General features: G+C 71.4%; 12 protein-coding genes. 2 read left to right on the forward strand and 10 right to left on the reverse strand.

The window, feature by feature from the left end:
* Positions 1-236: 236 nt before the first annotated feature.
* From AACH11_RS08840 to AACH11_RS08885, 10 genes are all read right to left on the reverse strand, one after another.
* On the reverse strand, positions 237-1,355 hold the full coding sequence (locus tag AACH11_RS08840) for a protein-glutamate methylesterase/protein-glutamine glutaminase (protein ID WP_341373853.1): 1,119 nt from the start codon (positions 1,353-1,355) through the stop codon (positions 237-239).
* Positions 1,352-1,981, reverse strand: a complete 630-nt coding sequence (locus tag AACH11_RS08845) for a chemotaxis protein CheD (protein ID WP_341373854.1) — start codon at positions 1,979-1,981, stop codon at positions 1,352-1,354. Before AACH11_RS08845 ends, AACH11_RS08840 begins: the two co-directional genes overlap by 4 nt.
* Positions 1,974-2,765 (reverse strand): CheR family methyltransferase, encoded by a 792-nt coding sequence (locus AACH11_RS08850; protein ID WP_341373855.1) that lies wholly within the window; start codon positions 2,763-2,765, stop codon positions 1,974-1,976. The genes AACH11_RS08845 and AACH11_RS08850 overlap by 8 nt, the downstream gene beginning before the upstream one ends.
* Before the next feature lie 40 nt (positions 2,766-2,805).
* On the reverse strand, positions 2,806-3,354 hold the full coding sequence (locus AACH11_RS08855; protein ID WP_341373856.1) for a chemotaxis protein CheW: 549 nt from the start codon (positions 3,352-3,354) through the stop codon (positions 2,806-2,808).
* A 35-nt stretch (positions 3,355-3,389) separates the two neighbouring features.
* Positions 3,390-5,795 carry a methyl-accepting chemotaxis protein gene (locus AACH11_RS24880; RefSeq protein ID WP_341373857.1) on the reverse strand — a complete coding sequence of 802 codons (2,406 nt, stop codon included), beginning with the start codon at positions 5,793-5,795 and terminating at the stop codon, positions 3,390-3,392.
* A 78-nt stretch (positions 5,796-5,873) separates the two neighbouring features.
* Positions 5,874-8,294, reverse strand: coding sequence for a methyl-accepting chemotaxis protein (locus AACH11_RS08865; RefSeq protein WP_423228712.1), 2,421 nt, complete (start codon positions 8,292-8,294; stop codon positions 5,874-5,876).
* Positions 8,295-8,344: 50 nt separating this feature from the next.
* Complete coding sequence (locus AACH11_RS08870; RefSeq protein ID WP_341373858.1) at positions 8,345-10,573, reverse strand: chemotaxis protein CheA; 2,229 nt, start codon at positions 10,571-10,573, stop codon at positions 8,345-8,347.
* Between the two features lie 31 nt (positions 10,574-10,604).
* On the reverse strand, positions 10,605-10,913 hold the full coding sequence (locus AACH11_RS08875) for an STAS domain-containing protein (RefSeq protein ID WP_341373859.1): 309 nt from the start codon (positions 10,911-10,913) through the stop codon (positions 10,605-10,607).
* Positions 10,914-10,926: 13 nt separating this feature from the next.
* Positions 10,927-11,292, reverse strand: a complete 366-nt coding sequence (locus AACH11_RS08880; RefSeq protein WP_341373860.1) for a response regulator — start codon at positions 11,290-11,292, stop codon at positions 10,927-10,929.
* A 57-nt stretch (positions 11,293-11,349) separates the two neighbouring features.
* Positions 11,350-12,552: a methyl-accepting chemotaxis protein gene (locus tag AACH11_RS08885; protein WP_341373861.1), complete on the reverse strand. Its 1,203-nt coding sequence runs from the start codon at positions 12,550-12,552 to the stop codon at positions 11,350-11,352.
* Positions 12,553-12,901: 349 nt separating this feature from the next.
* Here AACH11_RS08885 and AACH11_RS08890 point away from each other — a divergent pair, with 349 nt between their 5' ends.
* Both AACH11_RS08890 and AACH11_RS08895 read left to right on the forward strand, forming a co-directional pair.
* Positions 12,902-14,914 (forward strand): methyl-accepting chemotaxis protein, encoded by a 2,013-nt coding sequence (locus AACH11_RS08890; protein WP_341373862.1) that lies wholly within the window; start codon positions 12,902-12,904, stop codon positions 14,912-14,914.
* Positions 14,915-14,919: 5 nt separating this feature from the next.
* Positions 14,920-17,610: a methyl-accepting chemotaxis protein gene (locus AACH11_RS08895; protein WP_341373863.1), complete on the forward strand. Its 2,691-nt coding sequence runs from the start codon at positions 14,920-14,922 to the stop codon at positions 17,608-17,610.
* The last annotated feature ends 335 nt before the right edge of the window (positions 17,611-17,945 follow it).

Here is a 17,945-nt window from a genome sequence, read left to right on the forward strand (position 1 = left end):
GACTCATGGCTCACCATGATCGCTCCACCTGGGCCCCTCTTGCCTGGGTCTGGCTGACCGAGGCGCGTATCCTCGCAACACGATTGGCCAAAAAAATCATTTAGGGGACACCCTCTGAGGCGACGGCCGGGCGACGCGGGCCCGGCTTCCAGGCACGGCCACCGCCATGCGGCCGTGCCGCTGATCTGGCGTGGCTGCGGGGCGGGCCGGAAGTCGCTCGGCCAGGTCCGTCCGGATCAGACCCGCGGCCGTGGCGGGCTGGACATGCCGGGCAGCGGCTCGACCGCCGTGCGGCGGATCCAGCCGGCGATCTCGCCCAGGCCGACCACGTCGCGCACGCCGCCGTGCTTGACCGCCTCGGCCGGCATGCCGTAGACGACGCAGCTGGCCTCGTCCTGGGCGCCGGTGATGGCGCCGGCGTCGCGCATCTCCTTGAGGCCGCGCGCGCCGTCATCGCCCATGCCGGTCATCACCAGGCCGATCGCGTTGCGGCCCGCGCAGTGCGCCACCGAGCGCATCAGCACGTCGGCCGACGGGCGGTGGTGGTTGATCAGCGGGCCGTCCTTGATCTCGACCACGTACTGCGCGCCGCTGCGCTTGAGCTGCATGTGGCGGCCGCCCGGGGCGATCAGCACCCGACCGTTGAGCACGCGGTCACCGTCCTTGGCCTCCATCACCTCCAGCGGCAGCGTGTTGTTCAGGCGCTGGGCGAAGCTGGCGGTGAAGCCCGCGGGCATGTGCTGGACCATGACGATGCCGGGGCAGGTGCGGTCCAGGCCGCGCAGCACGACCTCGATCGACTGCACGCCACCGGTCGAGATGCCGATGGCCACCACGCGGTCGGTGGTCTCGGCCAGAGCCCGAGCCGGTGCGATGGCCGTCGGAGGGGCGGCGCCCGTGGCCGCACCGGCCGATGTCGCCGGTGTGGCCGGGACCCTCAGGTGGGCCGGCAGGGCCCGTAGATTGGCTCGCGCAGCGCCGCGCACCGCATCGACCAGGCCATTGCCGCGGTCAGCGAGGAAGTCCTTCAGCCCGCTCTTGGGCTTGGTGACGAAGGCCACGGCCCCGGCGGCCAGCGCCTGCATCGTGGTCTCGCAGCCGCGCTCGGTCAGCGTGGAGCACATCACCACCGGCGTGGGGCGTTCGGCCATCAGCTTGCGCACGAAGCTGATGCCGTCCATGCGCGGCATCTCGACGTCCAGCACGATGACGTCGGGCCAGGCCGACTGCATCTTCTGCCAGGCGAACAGCGGGTCGGCCGCACTGCCGATCACGCGGATGCCGCCGGCCGTCAGGGTCTCGGTCAGCACCTGGCGCACGACGGCGGAGTCGTCGACGACGAAGGCGGTGGTCATGGGTTCTTTCTCCGGGAAGTGCTGATCGCCGGTTCTGGCGGCAGCACGGGCTTGCGGATGGCCGCGCCGCGCCGGACCTGCACTTCACCGCTGTGCAGGTCCATGCTCACGGTGCGGGGGACGTCGTCGCCGACGTCCACCGCCTGCAGCAGGAAGCCGTAGTGGTCGATCAGCTGCCAGCCCATCTCGATGTTGCGTTCGCCGATGGCCGCGCGCGGACCGCCGAGGCCGGACTGGGTGTCGGCGCCGCCGTACAGATGGGCTTCGTACTCGTGGGTCTCGGTGCCGGCCAGGCGCAGGCGCTGCACCATCAGCGCGACGGCCTCGGCGCCGAAACGGCCTTCCAGCGCCTCGGGCGGCGCCTTGGCGCGCATCGGCAACAGGAAGTGGCACATGCCGCCGAGCTGGCGGTACGGATGCCACAGCGTGATCGCCACGCAGCTGCCCAGCAGGGTGCGCACGGTGGCGGCCTTGCTGCCGAAGTACAGCTGGCCCGGCATCAGGCTCAGATGATCGCCCGGCCGAGCGCTCAGCATCTGGGTACCCGGATGTGCCGGCCGGACGGCCTGCGTGGCGGGCGCCGGGCGCTGGGCGCTGACGGCGGGCGCGGCGGGGCGTTCATGCACGCTCATACGCCGCCGGCTGGACCACCCGCAGGGGCAGGCCCATGTTGTTGAGGCTTTCCGAGTGGCCAGTCAGCAGCAGGCCGCCGGGCTTGAGCAACTGGATGACGCGCAGCACGATGTCGATCTTGGCCGCGTTGTCGAAGTAGATCAGCACATTGCGCAGGAAGATCAGGTCGAAGCGACCGAGCTCGGGCAGCGGCTCCATCAGGTTGGCGGTGTCGTAGTGCACCTTGTCGCGCAGCTCGCGCGCGATCAGCAGCATGCCCTCGTACTCCCCATGCCCCTTGCGGCAGAAGCGGCGCAGGTACTCCTGAGGCACGTTGCGGGCCCGTTCCATCGTGTAGAGGCCGCGCCGGGCGTGCGCCACCATGGCCGTGGACAGATCGGTGCCGACCACCTCGAAGCGGCCGCCCGGCAGGCGGTCGGCCAGCGTCATCGCGATGCTGTAGCCTTCCTCGCCGCTGGAGCTGGCGGCACTCCAGACGCGCATCGTGTCCGGGGCCCGCCGTGCGGCGGCCAGGCGGGCCAGCAGCGTGAAATGCTCGGGCTCGCGGAAGAAGTAGGTCTCGTTGGTGGTCAGCTTGTCGACCACCCGTGTGAGCTCCAGCGGGTCACGCTCGCGCAGCAGCTGCTGCACATAGTGGTCGACATCGTCGAGCCCGCGGTCCTGCGCGAGCTTCATCAGCCGTCCGGTCACCAGGGCCCGTTTGGATGCCGGCAGGTGAATGCCGGAGACATCGTGGAACATGCCAGTGACGGCGGCGAAAGCCTGTTCGGAGATCATGGCGGTCGCGGCCTTGTCGATGAAGGGCGGGTGTGCGCGGTCAGTGTTGCGCGCCGTGTTCGGCGATCAACGCGGCCAGCGTGTGCTGGTCGAGCACGTTGCCGATGTCGAGCTCGGGCGTGGTCTGTCCGCGCACCCGCACCATGCTGCGGATGAAGGAGGGATCGATGCGCGTGCCCAGGCGGGGCACCGGCTCCAGTTCGGCCGGGGTCGCATCGACCACCTCGTAGACCGCGTCCACCAGCATGCCCAGGCGTTGCGTGCCCTGGTCCTCGGCCAGCGTGATGTCGACGATGACCACGCAGGTGCGACGGCCGATGCGGGTGCTGGCCATGCCGAGCCGGGCACACAGGTCGATCACCGGTACCACCGCCCCGCGCAGGTTCATCACGCCGCGCACGAAGGCCGGCATCAGGGGCAGCGGCGTCATGCGCGCGACTTCGAGGATTTCGCGCACGGCATCGATGCGCACCGCATAGCGCTCCTCGCCGAGCGCGAAGCGCAGGTACTGCTGCAGGGTCTGGCTGGCCTCACCGGCGCCGCCGTGCGGCAGGCTGGAGCCGGGAGTCTGGGTGGCCTGGAGGATCATGGTCTCGGACGGTGCGGCGGTGGAGTGGGGTGGTGTCAGAAGCGGCCGAAGGCGGCTTCATCGACGACCAGGGGCGCGTTCTGGGCACCGGCTGGACGGAGCCCGGAAGCCGCGTTGTTCATGCGTTGGGCGGCATGGCGCAGGCTCGGTGCCGACTGCGATTCGCGCAGCAGCGCCTGCGCCTGCATCACCGGGGAGACCGCCCTGCGCGGCGCCTGCGCGTTGAACGTACCTTGGCCGGTACCGAAGCGGAAGAAGGCCATCATGTCCTGCAGCTGGGCGGCCTGACCGGAGAGCTCCTCGGCCGTGGCCGACAGCTCCTCGGACGCGCTGGCGTTCTGCTGCGTCGTGCCGTTGAGGTGGTTCATCGCGGTGGTGATCTGCGTCACCCCGGTGGCCTGCTCCAGGCTGGCGGCGGAGATCTCCTGCACCAGTTCGCTGGTGCGGTTGATCGACGGCACCATGTCGGTGAGCACCTGACCGGCGGTCTCGGCCAGCTTCACGCTGTTGCCGGCGAGCTGGCCGATCTCCTGCGCGGCGACCTGGCTGCGCTCGGCCAGCTTGCGCACCTCGGCGGCGACCACGGCGAAGCCCTTGCCGTGCTCACCGGCGCGCGCGGCCTCGATGGCGGCATTGAGCGCCAGCAGATTGGTCTGGTAGGCGATGTCGTCGATGATCGAGATCTTGGTGGCGATGGACTTCATCGCCTCGACCGTCTGGCGCACCGCCGATCCGCCCTCGAGGGCCTCCTTGGCGGCCTTGGTGGCCATGCCGTCGGTGACGTTGGCGTTGTCGCTGTTCTGGCGCACGCTGGCGCTCATCTCCTGCAGCTGGGCGGTCGTCTCCTCGACGCTGGCGGCCTGCTCGGAGGCCGACTGCGACAGCGCCTGCGAGGTCGACGAGACCTGGGCCGAGGCGGCCGTCAGCGCCTGTGCGGCACCGGAGACATCCGACAGCGTCGAGCCCAGCTGGGTCAGGCTGTTGTTCAGCACGGTCTTGAGTTCGTCGAAGGCGCCCCGGTAGTCGCCGTCGATGCGCGCGGTCAGGTCGCCGGCCTCGAGGCCACGCAGCACGCCCTGGACCTCCTTGAGCGGCGTGACGATGGCGTCGAGCGTGCCGTTGACGCCACCGATGATGCGCTGATAGTCACCCTGGTGGCGTCCGGCATCGGCGCGGGTGTCCAGCCGGCCTTCGACCGCCGCGGTCGACAGCGTGGCGGCGTCCTCGATCAGCGCCAGCAGGCTGCTGCGGACCTGTTCGAAGGCCCGGGCAATGCGTGCCAGTTCGTCCGCGCCCTGGAGCTGCACCGGTTGAGACAGGTCGCCGGCAGCGATGGCCGCAGCCGTTGCCAGCACCACGCGAGAGCTCCGGCGGATGGCCGACGCCGTGGCCAGGAAGAGGTAGACCGCCAGCAGCACGCCACCGGCGGCCAGTGCGATCAGGCGTGTGCGCTCGGTCACGATGCGGTCGACCCGGGCCTGCAGCAGCTGGTCCAGGCGTTCGATCGACGCGTTGTGGAACACGTCCATCTTGGCCAGTGCCAACTCGCCGGCCTTGTGGATGGCCAGGGCCGAGGCGGCATTGCCCGCCTTGCCCGTCAGGGCTTCCCGCACCTGGGCGTCGAAGGCGTCGACAGCCGCCAAGCCTTCGGACCAGCCGGTGGGCAGCGGCTCACCGGTGCGTCCGAGGGCATCCAGGCGCTGCTGGATGGCCGCGCGGGACTGCGTCAGGCTGCGGCGGGCCATCGCCACGCGCAACTGGTCATCGATCCGGTTGCTGTCGTGCATCGAGGCGATGGAGCCGGCCAGCTGCAGCTGGGTGGTGGCCTCGATCAACTGGGCATTGCGGTCGTAGGCCACGTCCATCAGCAGGAAGGTCGGGCCTTCGGGGTCCAGCAGCAGGCCGCTCTTCTCCAGCACCAGGCCGGCCAGGTCATGCACCTGGCGCACCGTGACGCTGTGGCGGTCCAGCGCCTGCGGGTCCTTGTCCAGCTTGCCCAGACGCGAACGCAGCGTGTCGGCCAGAGGTGACCAGTTGCGCTCGATGTCCAGCGGGCTGGCGGTGACCGCCTTGCTCATGTCCTGGATCGCCTGGCCCAGTCGCTCATCGGCTTCACGCAGCGCGGCCAGCACCTGGGCGTCGCCGGTCTCGGCGGCGATCGCATGCAGGTTGCGGTGCTCCTTGACCTCATCGGCGAGTTCGACCAGTTCGTGGGCCAGGTGGCTGCCGTCCTGTTCACCGCGGGTGTAGGCCAGATCGACATTGGCCTTGACCACCAAATGCACGAGCAGTGCCACCAGGGGCACCAGCAACACGGCGGCGATCAGCGTCAGCTTGCCGCCGAGGCCGAGCCGGCCCAGCAGCGGCGCCACAGGGGCGAAGATCCAGTTGGACATCGGAGCAGACACCGGCGGGGCGGCGGTCGCGTGGTCTTGGGTCACGTCTTGCTTTCCGGAGAGCGGTTGGGCGGAGAAAGCACCGGTCCATCGAGCCGATTCGTTGGCCGGCGCCTCAGGGGATCAGAAGCGGCCGAAGGAGGACTCGTCGAGCGCCAGCGGGGCCGACACGCTGTTGCGTGGCCGTGCCGGCTGACCCGCACGTTGCGCGGCATGACGCAGCGTGGGTGCGCCGTCCATGTCGGGCAGCAGACTGGCCGCATGGGCGACCGGCGAGTCGCCACGGCTGCGGCCACGCAGGCGGCCATCGCTGCCGCCCAGGCGGAAGAAGGCCATCATGTCCTGCAGCTGCGCGGCCTGGCCGGACAGCTCCTCGGCCGTGGCCGACAGCTCCTCGGACGCGCTGGCGTTCTGCTGCGTCGCACCGTTGAGGTGGTTCATCGCGGTGGTGATCTGGTTGACGCCGGTGGCCTGCTCGCCGCTGGCCGCCGAGATCTCCTGCACCAGCTCGCTGGTCTTGTTGATGGTCGGCACCATCGCGGTCAGCACCGAGCCGGCCTGCTCGGCCATCTTGACGCTGGAGCCGGCGAGCTGGCCGATCTCCTGCGCGGCCACCTGGCTGCGCTCGGCCAGCTTGCGCACCTCGGCGGCGACCACCGCGAAGCCCTTGCCGTGCTCGCCGGCGCGGGCCGCCTCGATCGCGGCGTTGAGCGCCAGCAGATTGGTCTGGTAGGCGATGTCGTCGATGATCGAGATCTTGGTGGCGATGGACTTCATCGCCTCGACCGTCTTGGTCACCGCCTCGCCGCCTTCCATCGCCTCCTTGGCGGCCTTGGTGGCCATGCCGTCGGTGACGTTGGCGTTGTCGCTGTTCTGGCGCACGCTGGAGGCCATCTCCTGCAGCTGGGCCGTGGTTTCCTCGACGCTGGCGGCCTGCTCGGAGGCCGACTGCGACAGGCTCTGCGAGGTCGACGAGACCTGGCCGGCGGCCGCGGTCAGCGCGCTGGCGGCCGAGTTGACGTCGGTCAGCGTGGTCGACAGCTTCTGCAGCGAGGCGTTGAGCGCGCCCTTGAGCTCGGCGAAGGCGCCCTGGTAGTGGCCGTCCACACCGCGCGTCAGGTCACCGGCCTCCATCGACTGCAGCACGCCCTGGACCTCCTTGATCGGGGTCACGATGGCGTCCAGCGTCTGGTTGACGCCGTCGATGATGCGGCGGAAGTCGCCCTGGTGGCGTCCGGTGTCGGCACGCGTGTCGAGCTCGCCGGCGATGGCCGCGTCGGCCAGCATGCTGGCGTCCTCGATCAGGGCCTTGAGGTTGCCGCGCACCTGCTCGATGGTGCGGTTGATGAAGGCCTTCTTGCCCGGCAGCTGCTGCAGCGGCGCGTTGAAGTCGCCCTCGCCGAAGGCCTTGATGCAGGCCATGGCCATCTTCTTGACGTCGATGTGGGCGTTGACCATGTCGTTGACGCCCTGGGCCATGGTGCGGAAGTCGCCCTGGAACTTGTTGACCTCGACGACCACGTCGATGTCGCCCTTGTCGTGCTCGGCGGCCATGTGGGCCATCTCGGCGATCAGGCCCTTGAGGTTGCCGCGCACGGTCTCGACCGTCTGGTTGATGAAGGCCTTCTTGCCGGGCAGCTGCGGCATCGGCGCATCGAAGTTGCCCTTGCCGAACTCGGCGAAGACCCCGACGGCCGTCTTCTTGACCGCGATGTGGGCGCCGACCATGTCATTGACGCCAGCGGCGATGCGGCGGAAATCGCCCTGGAAGCGCTGGGTGTCGACCACCACGTCGATGTCGCCCTTGTCGTGCTCGACGGCCATGTGGTCCATCTGGCCGATCAGGCCGTTGAGCGTCTCCATCAGCGTGTTCGTGGCCAGGCCGACGCCGGCGAGCTCGGCATCGATGCCGGCCAGGTCCACCCGCTGGGCCAGGTCGCCCTGGGCGGCCGCGGTGATCACCCGGGCCACCTCGGCCTGCAGGTGTTCGAGCTGGACCTCCTTGGTCCGGTCGTGCCACTCGACGGCGAAGCCGGTGGTCTTGCCCTGGCGGTCGGTCAACGCGGTGGCGACGAAGGACAGCGTCTTGACGCCGACCTTGATCTGCGCGCGGTGCTGGCCGCGCAGCTGCGCCAGCATGCCGCGCTGGCGCGAGGGATTCTTGTGGAAGACGTCGATGTTCTGGCCGACCAGGTGCCGGGTGTCGAAGGCCGGCAGCTCCTTGCGCAGCTCGCCCTCGATGCTCTGCAGCATGCGCATCAGCGACGCGTTCACGTAGGTGATGTTCAGGTCGGCATCGGCCATCATCACGCGCGAGTCGAGCTCGCCGACGACGCCCGCGCCCGGCTGCTGCAGCCGCTCCAGCAGGGTGTTGAAGGCGCCGGCCGTCGGGGCCAGCCAGCCGGGCAGCTGCGCGGGCTCGGCGCGACGACCCAGATCGCCGCTGGCCGCCGCGGTCACGGCCGCGTGCAGATGCTGGTTGAGCAGCGCTTCGGTGCGGGCCTGTTCGGCGGCGATGCGGTCACGCGAGACGAGGTTGAACATGGCGATGTTCCTTCTGAGGATGAGGAGGGCGCGCGGCGTGTCCGGCCGGCTCAGGAGTGACGGGACAATGCGGCCAGGGCTGCGCGCCGTTGGCCTGTCGCCAGATCGAGCAGGGCCGGCACGTCCAGGATCAGCGCGACTTCACCGCTGCCCAGGATCGTGGAGCCGGCCAGGCCCTTGATGTGCTGGAACACCTGACCCAGCGGTTTGATGACGGTCTGGTGCTCACCGTGCAGACGGTCGACGATCAGGCCGACACGGCTCGCACCGTCGCGCACCAGCACCAGCGAACGTCGGGTACCGGTGGCCGCCGGCTGATGGCGGTAGAAGCGGCACAGGTCCAGATAGGGCAGCACCTCGCCGCGCAGATCGAAGTGGCCGCTGACGCGTTCCGGGTCCTCGATGCACTCGTGGGGCACTTCGAGGCACTCGGCCACCAGCTCCAGCGGCATCACGTAGCTGACGCCGCCGACACTGGTCAGGAAGCCGTCGATGATGGCCAGCGTCAGCGGCAGGCGGATCTGCATCGTCGCGCCGTGGCCGGGCGTCGACGCGATGCGGATCTGGCCGCGCAGCGACTCGATGTTGCGCTTGACCACGTCCATGCCGACGCCGCGGCCCGACAGGTTGGTCACCGCGTCGGCGGTCGAGAAGCCGGGGGCGAAGATCAGGCCGTAGATCTCCTCGTCGCTGAGCGCCGCGTCGGCCGCGATCAGCCCGCGCTCGAGCGCCTTGGCCAGGATCTTGTCGCGGTTCAGGCCACGGCCGTCGTCGCTGACCTCGATGTTGATGGCACCCGACTCATGGTAGGCATGCAGCGCCAGCTTGCCCTGCGCCGGCTTGCCCACCGCCACCCGGTCCTCGGCCGATTCGATGCCGTGGTCCAGGCTGTTGCGCACCAGGTGCATCAGCGGATCGGCGATGGTCTCGACCATGCTCTTGTCGAGCTCGGTGTCGCCGCCGGTGATGATCAGCTCGACGTCCTTGGCCAGCTGCTTGCTGACGTCACGCACCACGCGGTTGAAGCGGGCGAAGGTCTCGCCGATGGGCACCATGCGCAGGCCGAGTGCGCCGTCGCGCGCTTCCTGCACCAGGTCGTGGATGCGCAAGGCGGCTTCGGCGAAGCGTGGGCTCTGCTCGGTCTGCGCCACCAGCTGGGCACCGGAGCTGGCGATCACCAGCTCGCCGATCAGGTCGATCAGGCGGTCGAGCTTGTCGGCGCGGACACGGATGAAACGGGTTTCTTCAGCGGCACCGGAGCGGCGGTCGCGTGGGGGCGCGCGGCGATCGCCGCCGGCAGGCTCGGCCCGTCGCTCGACCGCCAGCGCGCCGCCGGCCGGGGTGTCGGAGCCGCTCCCGTCGACGCCGGACGCCGGCTGCAGCGCGGCAGCGGCCTCGGCGTCCAGGCGGCGCAGCGGCAGGCTCACGCCCTGGTCCGCCCACAGCGCGAGCAGGCTGGCCTGGCCGTCGGCGTCGGCGTGGCGGCGCTCCAGCAGTTCCTGCCAGGCGGCCGGCCCGTCATCGGGGCCGACGATCACCAGATCGCAGTCGTCGAGGCAGAAGCTGAAGACGTCCTCGATCGTGCGCCGACCTTCCTCGGTCATCAGCCGCACCTCGAAGCCCAGGCAGCAGCCTTCCGGATCCAGCGCCTCCAGGGCCGGGACACCGTCGACCAGCGTCGTGCACTGCATCGCCGTGCCGCGCGTGGCCAGATAGCGCAGGAAGGCCAGCGGATCGAGGCCGTTGCGCAGGGCGTCGGCGCCGAAGCGCAGCGAGACCTGCCACGGCCGTGGCCCTTCGGTGACCTCCTCGGCTACCGCCACCGCTGCTGCCGTCGGGCTGCCCGTGGCCGTCGTCGCCGACGTGCTGCCCGGCATCAGGGCGCGCAGGCGGGCGCCGAGGCTGGCGCTGCGTTCGGCCAGGCCCGTCTGGGTCTGGCCGGTGCGCACCTCGTCGAGCAGGGCCTCGATCAGGTCGCGGCTCTCCAGCAGGGCGGCCGCGACATGCTCGTCGACCTTGCGCTGGCCGGAGCGCAGCACCTCCAGCAGGGTCTCGGCCTCGTGCGTGAAGGCCACCACCGCATCGAAGCCGAACAGGCCCGCGCTGCCCTTGATGGTGTGCGCGGCGCGGAAGGCGGCGTTCAGGTTCTCGTGGTCCTCGGGCTGGCTTTCCATCACCAGCAGGGCCTGCTCGAACTGCGCCAGCATCTCCAGCGCCTCGTCGAGGAAGCCGGCACGGGCGGCGGCGATGATCTCGTCGTCGTCGTCTTGGGTGTGCATGTCCTGGGTTCCTTTTCCGGCGTCTGGCGCCTCAGGCGGCCGTGGCGTGCGCGGGGTCGTCGGCCAGCAAGGTGGCCAGACCCAGGGTCTGCAGACTGCCGTGCACATGGGCCGGCAGGCCCGTCAGGTTCAGACCCAGGCCGCGGGCGGCCAGGCTGTGGCGGGTGGCCAGCAGCAGCTGGACGCCCGCGCTGTCGAAGACCTCGACCGCGCTCAGGTCCAGCGTCGGCACCGTGCCGTCGGCCGGCAGCGACTGCAGCCAGGCCAGCAGTCGGGTGCGCGTCGCGGCGGCGCCGGTGATGGCCAGATCCGCATCCAGCTGCAGGGCGGCGGTGCTCATCGCGTGGCTCCGTTCAGACGCACAGGCGGTTGACCGCATCGACCAGCTGCGAGGGCTGGAAGGGCTTGGTGATCCAGGCGCGCGCACCCGCGGCCTTGCCCTCGGCCTTCTTCGCTTCCTGGCTCTCGGTGGTCAGCATGATCACCGGCGTGAAGCGGTGGGCCGGGCTGTCCTTGACGTGGCGCAGGAAGCTCAGGCCGTCCATGTTGGGCATGTTGACGTCGCAGACGATCAGGTTGACCTTCTGCCCGCCCAGCTTGCCGATGGCGTCCTTGCCGTCGCACGCCTCGACCACGCCGTAGCCGGCCTTCTGCAGCGCCAGTTTCACGACGGTGCGGAAACTTCCGGAATCATCGACAACCAGGATGGTCTTGCTCATGGGGTCCTCTGGGGGCGCGGCGTGGAGCCTTGTTCGGGGGATGAGGGTGGTGAGGAATCAGAAGAACTCGACCGTGGTGGCCTGTTCGATCGTCTTGTTGCCGTGATGGGCGCTGCGCAGCTCTTCCATCGTGTAGCTGGACTCCAGACGCGCCAGCCAGTCCTGCGGTCGGTCGGCCAGTTCGTCGGGACTGCCATGGAGCCAACCCACATAACGGCCGATGTCATCGGTCACTGAAGTGAGCATCTGGTTCAGGCGGTCATGCGACTGCAGGCTGACCATGATCTTTTCCAGATCGCCCTGGACTTCCTGCGACGCCAGGCGCAGCTGGCGCGAGTTGCGGCTGACCTCCGACAGGCTGCCCACCAGCGACAGCACCAGCGCGCGGGTGGCCTGGTCGGTGCGCCGGCCGATCTCGTCGTCGTCGGTGTCGTTGCGGCGGGCGTCGAGCAGGGTGGCGTCGATCTGCTCGCGCAGCGTGGCCATCGTGCGGCTGAGCTGGGTGCCCGCCTGGCGGGACTGGGCGGCCAGCGTGCGCACCTCGCGGGCGACGACGGCGAAGCCTTCGCCGGCACTGCCGGCGCGCATGGCCTCGACCGAGGCGTTGAGCGCCAGCAGGTGGGTCGCCCGGCCGATGTTCTGGACCTCGCGGGCGTAGAGGTTCATGGCGTCGATCTGGGCGGCCGTGGCCTCCAGCGCCAGTTGCATGCGCTGCTTGAGGGCGACCACCTCGGTGCTCGATGCGCGCAGCGCCTCGATCTGCGGATGGTGGCGCTGCAGCAGTTCGTCGGTCGCGCCGACCTCCAGCGAGACATCGCCCGGGCCGCCGGCGAGCGCCTGGTCCAGATGCGAGGAGACGCTGGCGAAGGCCTCCAGCAGCGAGGCGCTGTTGCGGTCGGCGTGCTGCTGGGCGGTCTCGATGCCGCGACACCACACCGGCATGACCTGGGCCGACAGCCGGGCGTCGGCGCCGGCGCCCAGGGCACCGGCCTCGGCACCGGCCGCCGTCGTGGCGATCTCGCGCCGCTGGCCGCGGTGATCCAGCCACCAGACCAGGGGCAGGCAGCCCGCCAGGGCGGCGGCCGCGCCGGTCGTGCCGCCGTGGGCCTGGGCCGCGGCGCAGGCGGCGCCGCAGGCCACCACCGTCAGCCACAGGCGCCAGGGCAGGCGCAGGCGGCCGGCGGACGGGGCCGTCGCGTCCTTGGACGGGGCGTGCGCGTCGTCGGGCGACACAGCGGAGGTGGAAGCGGTGACGGACATGCGGTCTCGTTCGGGCTGGGGAGGAACGAAAGGCGAGGGGACAGCCCCGCTTTTCGACGACCCTGCGTCGAACTTGAGCGGCGGCCATTCGGGCCTGCCGGAGGGGCCTGCCGTTCAGGGCCTTGGTCACGCCGGCGCGGCATGGCGGCGGCGCCCGTTCCGCGGTTCATTTCAGTTGCCGCTGCGGCGGTCGATATGCAGGCCGTCTGGCCGGTGATGCGGCCGGCGTCCGAAGGGGGGCGGGTCGCCCGATGTGCCGTCTGCACGCGACCGTCCCGCCTTGACCACGGACCAGGATTCGACAAGGAAGCCCATGCCCCCGACCCCTCCCACAGATGCTGCGCCGTCGATGCCGTCGTCCGCGCCCGGCCTCGTCATGCGGCTGCGCCGCTGGCCTGGTCTGGTGGCCCGGCTCGGGCAGTACCACGGTGTGTGGGGGCCCGGGGTGCGGGCGCTGCGCTCGCTCAATCTGCAGCGCAAGACGCTGATCGTCGGCGCGCTGTGTCTGCTGCTGGGCACCGGTCTGGTCGCCGATGTGCTGCAGCACCGCAGCGGCCAGTGGCAGGCCAGCTCGGCGGCGCTGCAGGAGGCGCACCTGATCGAGCGGGTGTTGCCCTGGCAGACGGCGGTGCAGGAGCTGCGCGTGCTGGCCGCGGCTGCCCAGGCGGGCCAGGCCGGCGCCCAGGCCGCGTTCGCCCGCGGTCTCGCGGCCGAGCGCCAGGCCGCCCAGGCGGCCTGGCCGACCGTCGAGGCGGACCTGGCCGACGATGCGCAGCTGGCGCCGCTGCTGGACCAGCTGCGCCAGCGCGCCCGCACCGTGCAGACGGTGGCCACGCAGTCGGCCCCGGCGGCCGATCCGGCCACCGACGGTCCCCGGCTGGTCGCGGTCGCCGCCCTGGCCGACGGCGTGCAGCGTCTGACCGAACAGGTCAGTGACCGCTGGCGCGCGCTGCCCAGTCTCGATCCGGAGCGGCAGAACCTCTACAACGGCCTGGTCAAGGCGCAGATCGATCTGCTGCCGCTGCTGGTCGACGCCCAGCTGTCGGCCGCCGGCCATCACGGCGGCCATGGCCTGGCGCCGCGCATCGAGGCCTTGCGCGCCTGGATGGGCGCGGGCACGCTGCTGCACCACCAGCAGCCGGAGTTCGAGGCCGCCAAGGCCTTGCTGCCGGCGCGCACGCCGGAGCTGGTGCAGGCCCGCCAGACGGTGTTGCAGTGGATCGAACGCGAGATCGGCACGGCCTCGGCCGCCGAGGTGCCGCGGGCCACCGAACCGGTGGCGGCGGCCCGCGCCCGGGCCGCGTTGCAGCTGGCCGGCACCCAGGGCGTGCAGGCGCTGGTCGCCCGCAGCCAGGCCATGCACGCCGCCCAGCGCCGCGACGCGATCTGGCGGGTGGCCGCCACCCTGGCCATCGTCGCCTTCGGCGCCTACCTGCTGACCTGCATGTACATGGTGATGTCGGGCGGGCTGCGCTTTCTCTGCCGCCAGGTCGACGAGCTCAGCCGCGGCAATCTGGCGATCCGGCCCACCGGCCACGGCGGTGACGAGATCGGCCAGGCGCTGAACGCGCTGGCCCGGGCCGCGCATCACATGTCCGGGCTGTTCGAGGCGGTCACGCACGGTGTCTCGGCGGTCTCCCATGCCTCCCGCGAGGTGGCGGTGGGCAACAGCGGCCTGTCCGGCCGCACCAGCGAGATCCGCGAGGCGATCGACGGGGTGGCCGAGCGGGCGCGGGTGGTCAACTCGGCGATGGACCGCTGCGGCGAGGCGGTCGACCGCGGCGCCGAGCACGTGCGCGACATGCGCATCGAGGCCCAGCGCAGCCGCAAGGCGATGTCCGGCCTGCACGAGCGCATGAGCGCGCTGCAGGGCAAGAGCCGGGAGATCGCCCAGGTCGTCGCCCTGGTCGAGAGCGTGGCCTACCAGACCCGCCTGCTGGCGCTCAATGCCTCGGTCGAGGCGGCCCGTGCGGGCACCGCCGGCAAGGGCTTCGCCGTCGTCGCGCAGGAGGTCAGCGCACTGGCGCTGCGCAGCGATGCCGCGGCCAAGCGCATCCACGCCATCGTCAGCGCCTCGATCGGCGACATCGAGGAGGGCGGGGCGATGACCTCCCGCGTGATGGAGGCCATGAGCCACACCGAGCAGCAGATCGACGCCGTCAACGCCATCGTCGGCGAGGTCGTCATCCTGGTGCGTGAAGGCCTGCAGCAGTCGCGTGAGGTGATGGGCATCAGCCGCTCGGTGGCCGAGAACGTCGGCGGCAACAGCCGCCTCGTCGACCAGCTGTCCGACGCGTCCGCCGAACTGCGCGACCAGGGCGACCAGCTCAAGCGCTCGATCCAGCACTTCGTCTTCGGTTGAACGACATGAACCTGACTGCCTCCCTGCCCGCCGCTGGTCGCCTGTGGATGCGTGGTTGCGCCAGCCTGGCGGAGCGCCTGTCCGGCTGGCCGCTGGCCGCCCAGTTGCGGCTGCCGCTGCGCATGCTGGCCCTGCCTTTGCTGGCGGCCTGGCTGCTGTTGTGCCTGCAGGCGGCGGACGCCTGGCGTGCCGATCGCGAGGCCGTGCGCGGCCTGCAGCTGGTCGATGGCCTGCAGCCCCTGGTGCTGGCGATGATGGACCGCCGCGATCTGAACCAGCGTCTGCTGGCCGGTGATGCCTCGGCCCAGGCGGCCTGGCGCGAGAGCGCGGTCCGGCTCGGGCAGGAGCTGCAGCGGGTCGACCCGCTGCCGGTGCCCGCCGCCGCCGGCGCCCGCTGGCAGACCCAGTGGGCCGAGCTGCAGCGCCTGGTCCAGACCGAGGTCCGTCTGACCGCGCCCCAGGGCCCGGCCGATCAGGCCTGGCTGCGCGACACCCGGATGCTGTCGCGCGTGTCCGGGCTGGAGCTGCTGGCGGTCGAACGCAGCGGCCTGGCCCATCGTCCCGATGCCCAGCTCACGCAGCTGGTCGCCCTGTCCGTGGGCCAGTTCCAGCCCTTGGCCGCCGACATCAGCCAGTGGCGCGGCCTGGCCCTGCGCCAGGCCCTGGTGCGCGAGGACGCGGATGCGGCGCTGCGTGCGCGCTGGTTGAGCGCCCGCCTGCAGGCCCAGGTCGGCCGCATCGGCGAGCAGCTCGACAGCCTGGTCGACATCGGCCGCAGCGCGCCGGTGCATTGGCGCGCGCTGGCCGACGGGACCAGCCTGCTGGTGGCCAGCCCGCCCCTGCGGGCCGACGAGACCCCGGCGGTGGCCACGGCCCGCATCCAGGCCCAGGGCGGCGCGCTGCTGCGCCATTGGGCGGATCTGCAGGACGAGACCCGGCGGGCCGTCGGCGTGCGGCTGGACGGCCTGCAGCGCGCCCATGCGCTGCAGCTGCTGGCGCTGCTGGCGCTCGGCGCGCTGGTGGGCGGCGTCACGCTGTGGAGCCAGCGGGCGCTGCGCCTGAGCCTGGCCGAAGGTCTGCAGGGCCTCGACGAAGGGGCCGCACGTCTGGCCCAGGGCGATCTGTCCACGCCGGTGCATGTCCGCGGCCACGACGAGCTGGCGGCCCTGGCCGACCGGCTGGACCGCATGCGGCTGTCGCTGGCCCGGCGCGCGGCGGACCTGGACACCGTCAGCTGCGCGATCGCCGATGGCGGCCAGCTGCTCGCCCGCGACGGCGAGACCGTGGCCCAGTGCGCGGCCCAGCAGACCCAGCGCTTGATGACGGCCTCGTCCGTGCTCGGCCGTCTGGGTGGCTCGGCCAGCACCCAGGTCGAGGCGGCGGCGGGTCTGTCCCAGCTCAATGACGCGGTGCAGGCCCAGGCGAGCACCGGCAGCCAGGCCGTCGGTCAGACGGTCGAGCGCATCGAGGCCCTGGAGGTCAGCGCCCGCCGCATCGCCGAGGTCAACAACGTGATCGACGACATCGCGTTCCAGACCAATCTGCTGGCGCTCAATGCCGCCGTCGAGGCGGCGCGCGCGGGCGAGGCCGGCAAGGGTTTCTCGGTGGTGGCTGGCGAGGTGCGTGCGCTGGCCGGTCGCTGCGCCGAGGCGGCCAGCGAGGTCCGCCAGCTGATCGACCGCATCACCGGCGAGGTCGGCGAGACCGCCGACTGCATCCGCAGCAGCCGCGACAGCCTGGATGGCCTGGCCGAAAGCGTGAAGCTGCTGTCGCACCGGCTGGGTGAGGTGGTGCTGAGCGCCCAGGACCAGAGTGCCGGTCTGGCCGAGGCCACCGAGAGCCTGCAGGGCATGGAGGATCTGGGCCGCGAGATCGGCGTGACCGCCGGCCGTGCCGGCGACATGGCCCGCCGGCTGCAGACCCAGGGTGCCGAGTTGCACCAGGCTGCGGCCGCGCTGGCCTTGCCCTTCGGGCGTGCCGGCGATGCCCGCGGTCTGGCGGAACAGGCCCTGGCCCTGGCGGCGGACCTGGGCGCCGAGGGCGTCGGTCTGATGGCCGGCGAGCCCGATGGCGGCCTGCTGCGCCCGGGCCTGTTCGTCGACGTCATCGACCGCGATGGCCGATGCGTGGGCAGTGGTGGCTCGCCCGACTGGGTCGGACGCAGCCTGTTCGAGCGCGCCGGCCTGAGCAGCGTGCAGGGCGAGCAGTACCTGCGCCGCGCCTGGGAGGCGGCCGACGGCGCTGGCGGCTGGATCGATTTCCACTGCGTCGATGCGGCGCGCCGCCAGCCGGTGGCCAAGACCGCCTTCGTCGTCCGCCTGGATGACCGGCATCTGGCGACCTGCGGGGTCGTGCGGCACGGCATGGCCGTGGCGCCCGTGCCGCTGGCGGTGTCGGCTGGCCCGGCCGGGGGCACCGACGATGACGGGGGTCTCGCCGTCCGTGGACACGGTGCGGCCGATGGTGTGGCCGATGGTGCGGCCTATCCGTCGGGCGACGGCCTTCTGCCGGCTGGCGGCGCCATGGCGCTGACCGGCGCGGTCGCGCTGGCCGGCGCCATCTCCGGCTTCGCCGATGAGGGCGGGCGGGATGACGAGGGGGCCGGCGTGCGTGAGTCGGCCGCCATCGAGGCCGCGACCGAGACCGGTACCGAGATCGAGGCCGATGTGGGCGCGATGCTCGACGAGCCGGTCTGACGAACACGGTCTGACGAACACGGTTTGATGGGCCCGGTCTGACCGGCCCGTGCGGGCGCCTCGGCGCGCCCCACCCGGACACGCACGATCCCGAGCGGATGGTGTGTCCGGATCTCCGCGCACCCTGGAGGTCCGTGCCACCGCGGCTCGGCGGGGCCGGCCTCGGTGCCACACGGCCCGTCCTTGCATGAGGGCCCTGAGGTTCGCGGTTTCCTCGGCCGATCGGTCCGACCCCGGCTGACCCTGGCCGACCGATGTCGAGACCTGCTCCGGCGATGTGCCTGGCCGCTGCGGCGATCCCGTGGCCGTGCCGCGGGTCCTGCCTGTCCGGCCCG

Origin of the sequence: Pseudaquabacterium rugosum (assembly GCF_038066575.1) — a bacterium.
Taxonomy (GTDB): domain Bacteria; phylum Pseudomonadota; class Gammaproteobacteria; order Burkholderiales; family Burkholderiaceae_C; genus Pseudaquabacterium; species Pseudaquabacterium rugosum.

Bases quoted from the DNA above. Each gene is read 5' to 3' on its own strand.
- AACH11_RS08840 (WP_341373853.1), bottom strand. From the start codon at position 1,355: ATGACCACCGCCTTCGTCGTCGACGACTCCGCCGTCGTGCGCCAGGTG.
- AACH11_RS08865 (WP_423228712.1), bottom strand. From the start codon at position 8,294: ATGTTCAACCTCGTCTCGCGTGACCGCATCGCCGCCGAACAGGCCCGC.
- AACH11_RS08880 (WP_341373860.1), bottom strand. From the start codon at position 11,292: ATGAGCAAGACCATCCTGGTTGTCGATGATTCCGGAAGTTTCCGCACC.
- AACH11_RS08875 (WP_341373859.1), bottom strand. From the start codon at position 10,913: ATGAGCACCGCCGCCCTGCAGCTGGATGCGGATCTGGCCATCACCGGC.
- AACH11_RS08870 (WP_341373858.1), bottom strand. From the start codon at position 10,573: ATGCACACCCAAGACGACGACGACGAGATCATCGCCGCCGCCCGTGCC.
- AACH11_RS08890 (WP_341373862.1), top strand. From the start codon at position 12,902: ATGCCGTCGTCCGCGCCCGGCCTCGTCATGCGGCTGCGCCGCTGGCCT.
- AACH11_RS08855 (WP_341373856.1), bottom strand. From the start codon at position 3,354: ATGATCCTCCAGGCCACCCAGACTCCCGGCTCCAGCCTGCCGCACGGC.
- AACH11_RS08895 (WP_341373863.1), top strand. From the start codon at position 14,920: ATGAACCTGACTGCCTCCCTGCCCGCCGCTGGTCGCCTGTGGATGCGT.
- AACH11_RS08850 (WP_341373855.1), bottom strand. From the start codon at position 2,765: ATGATCTCCGAACAGGCTTTCGCCGCCGTCACTGGCATGTTCCACGAT.
- AACH11_RS08885 (WP_341373861.1), bottom strand. From the start codon at position 12,552: ATGTCCGTCACCGCTTCCACCTCCGCTGTGTCGCCCGACGACGCGCAC.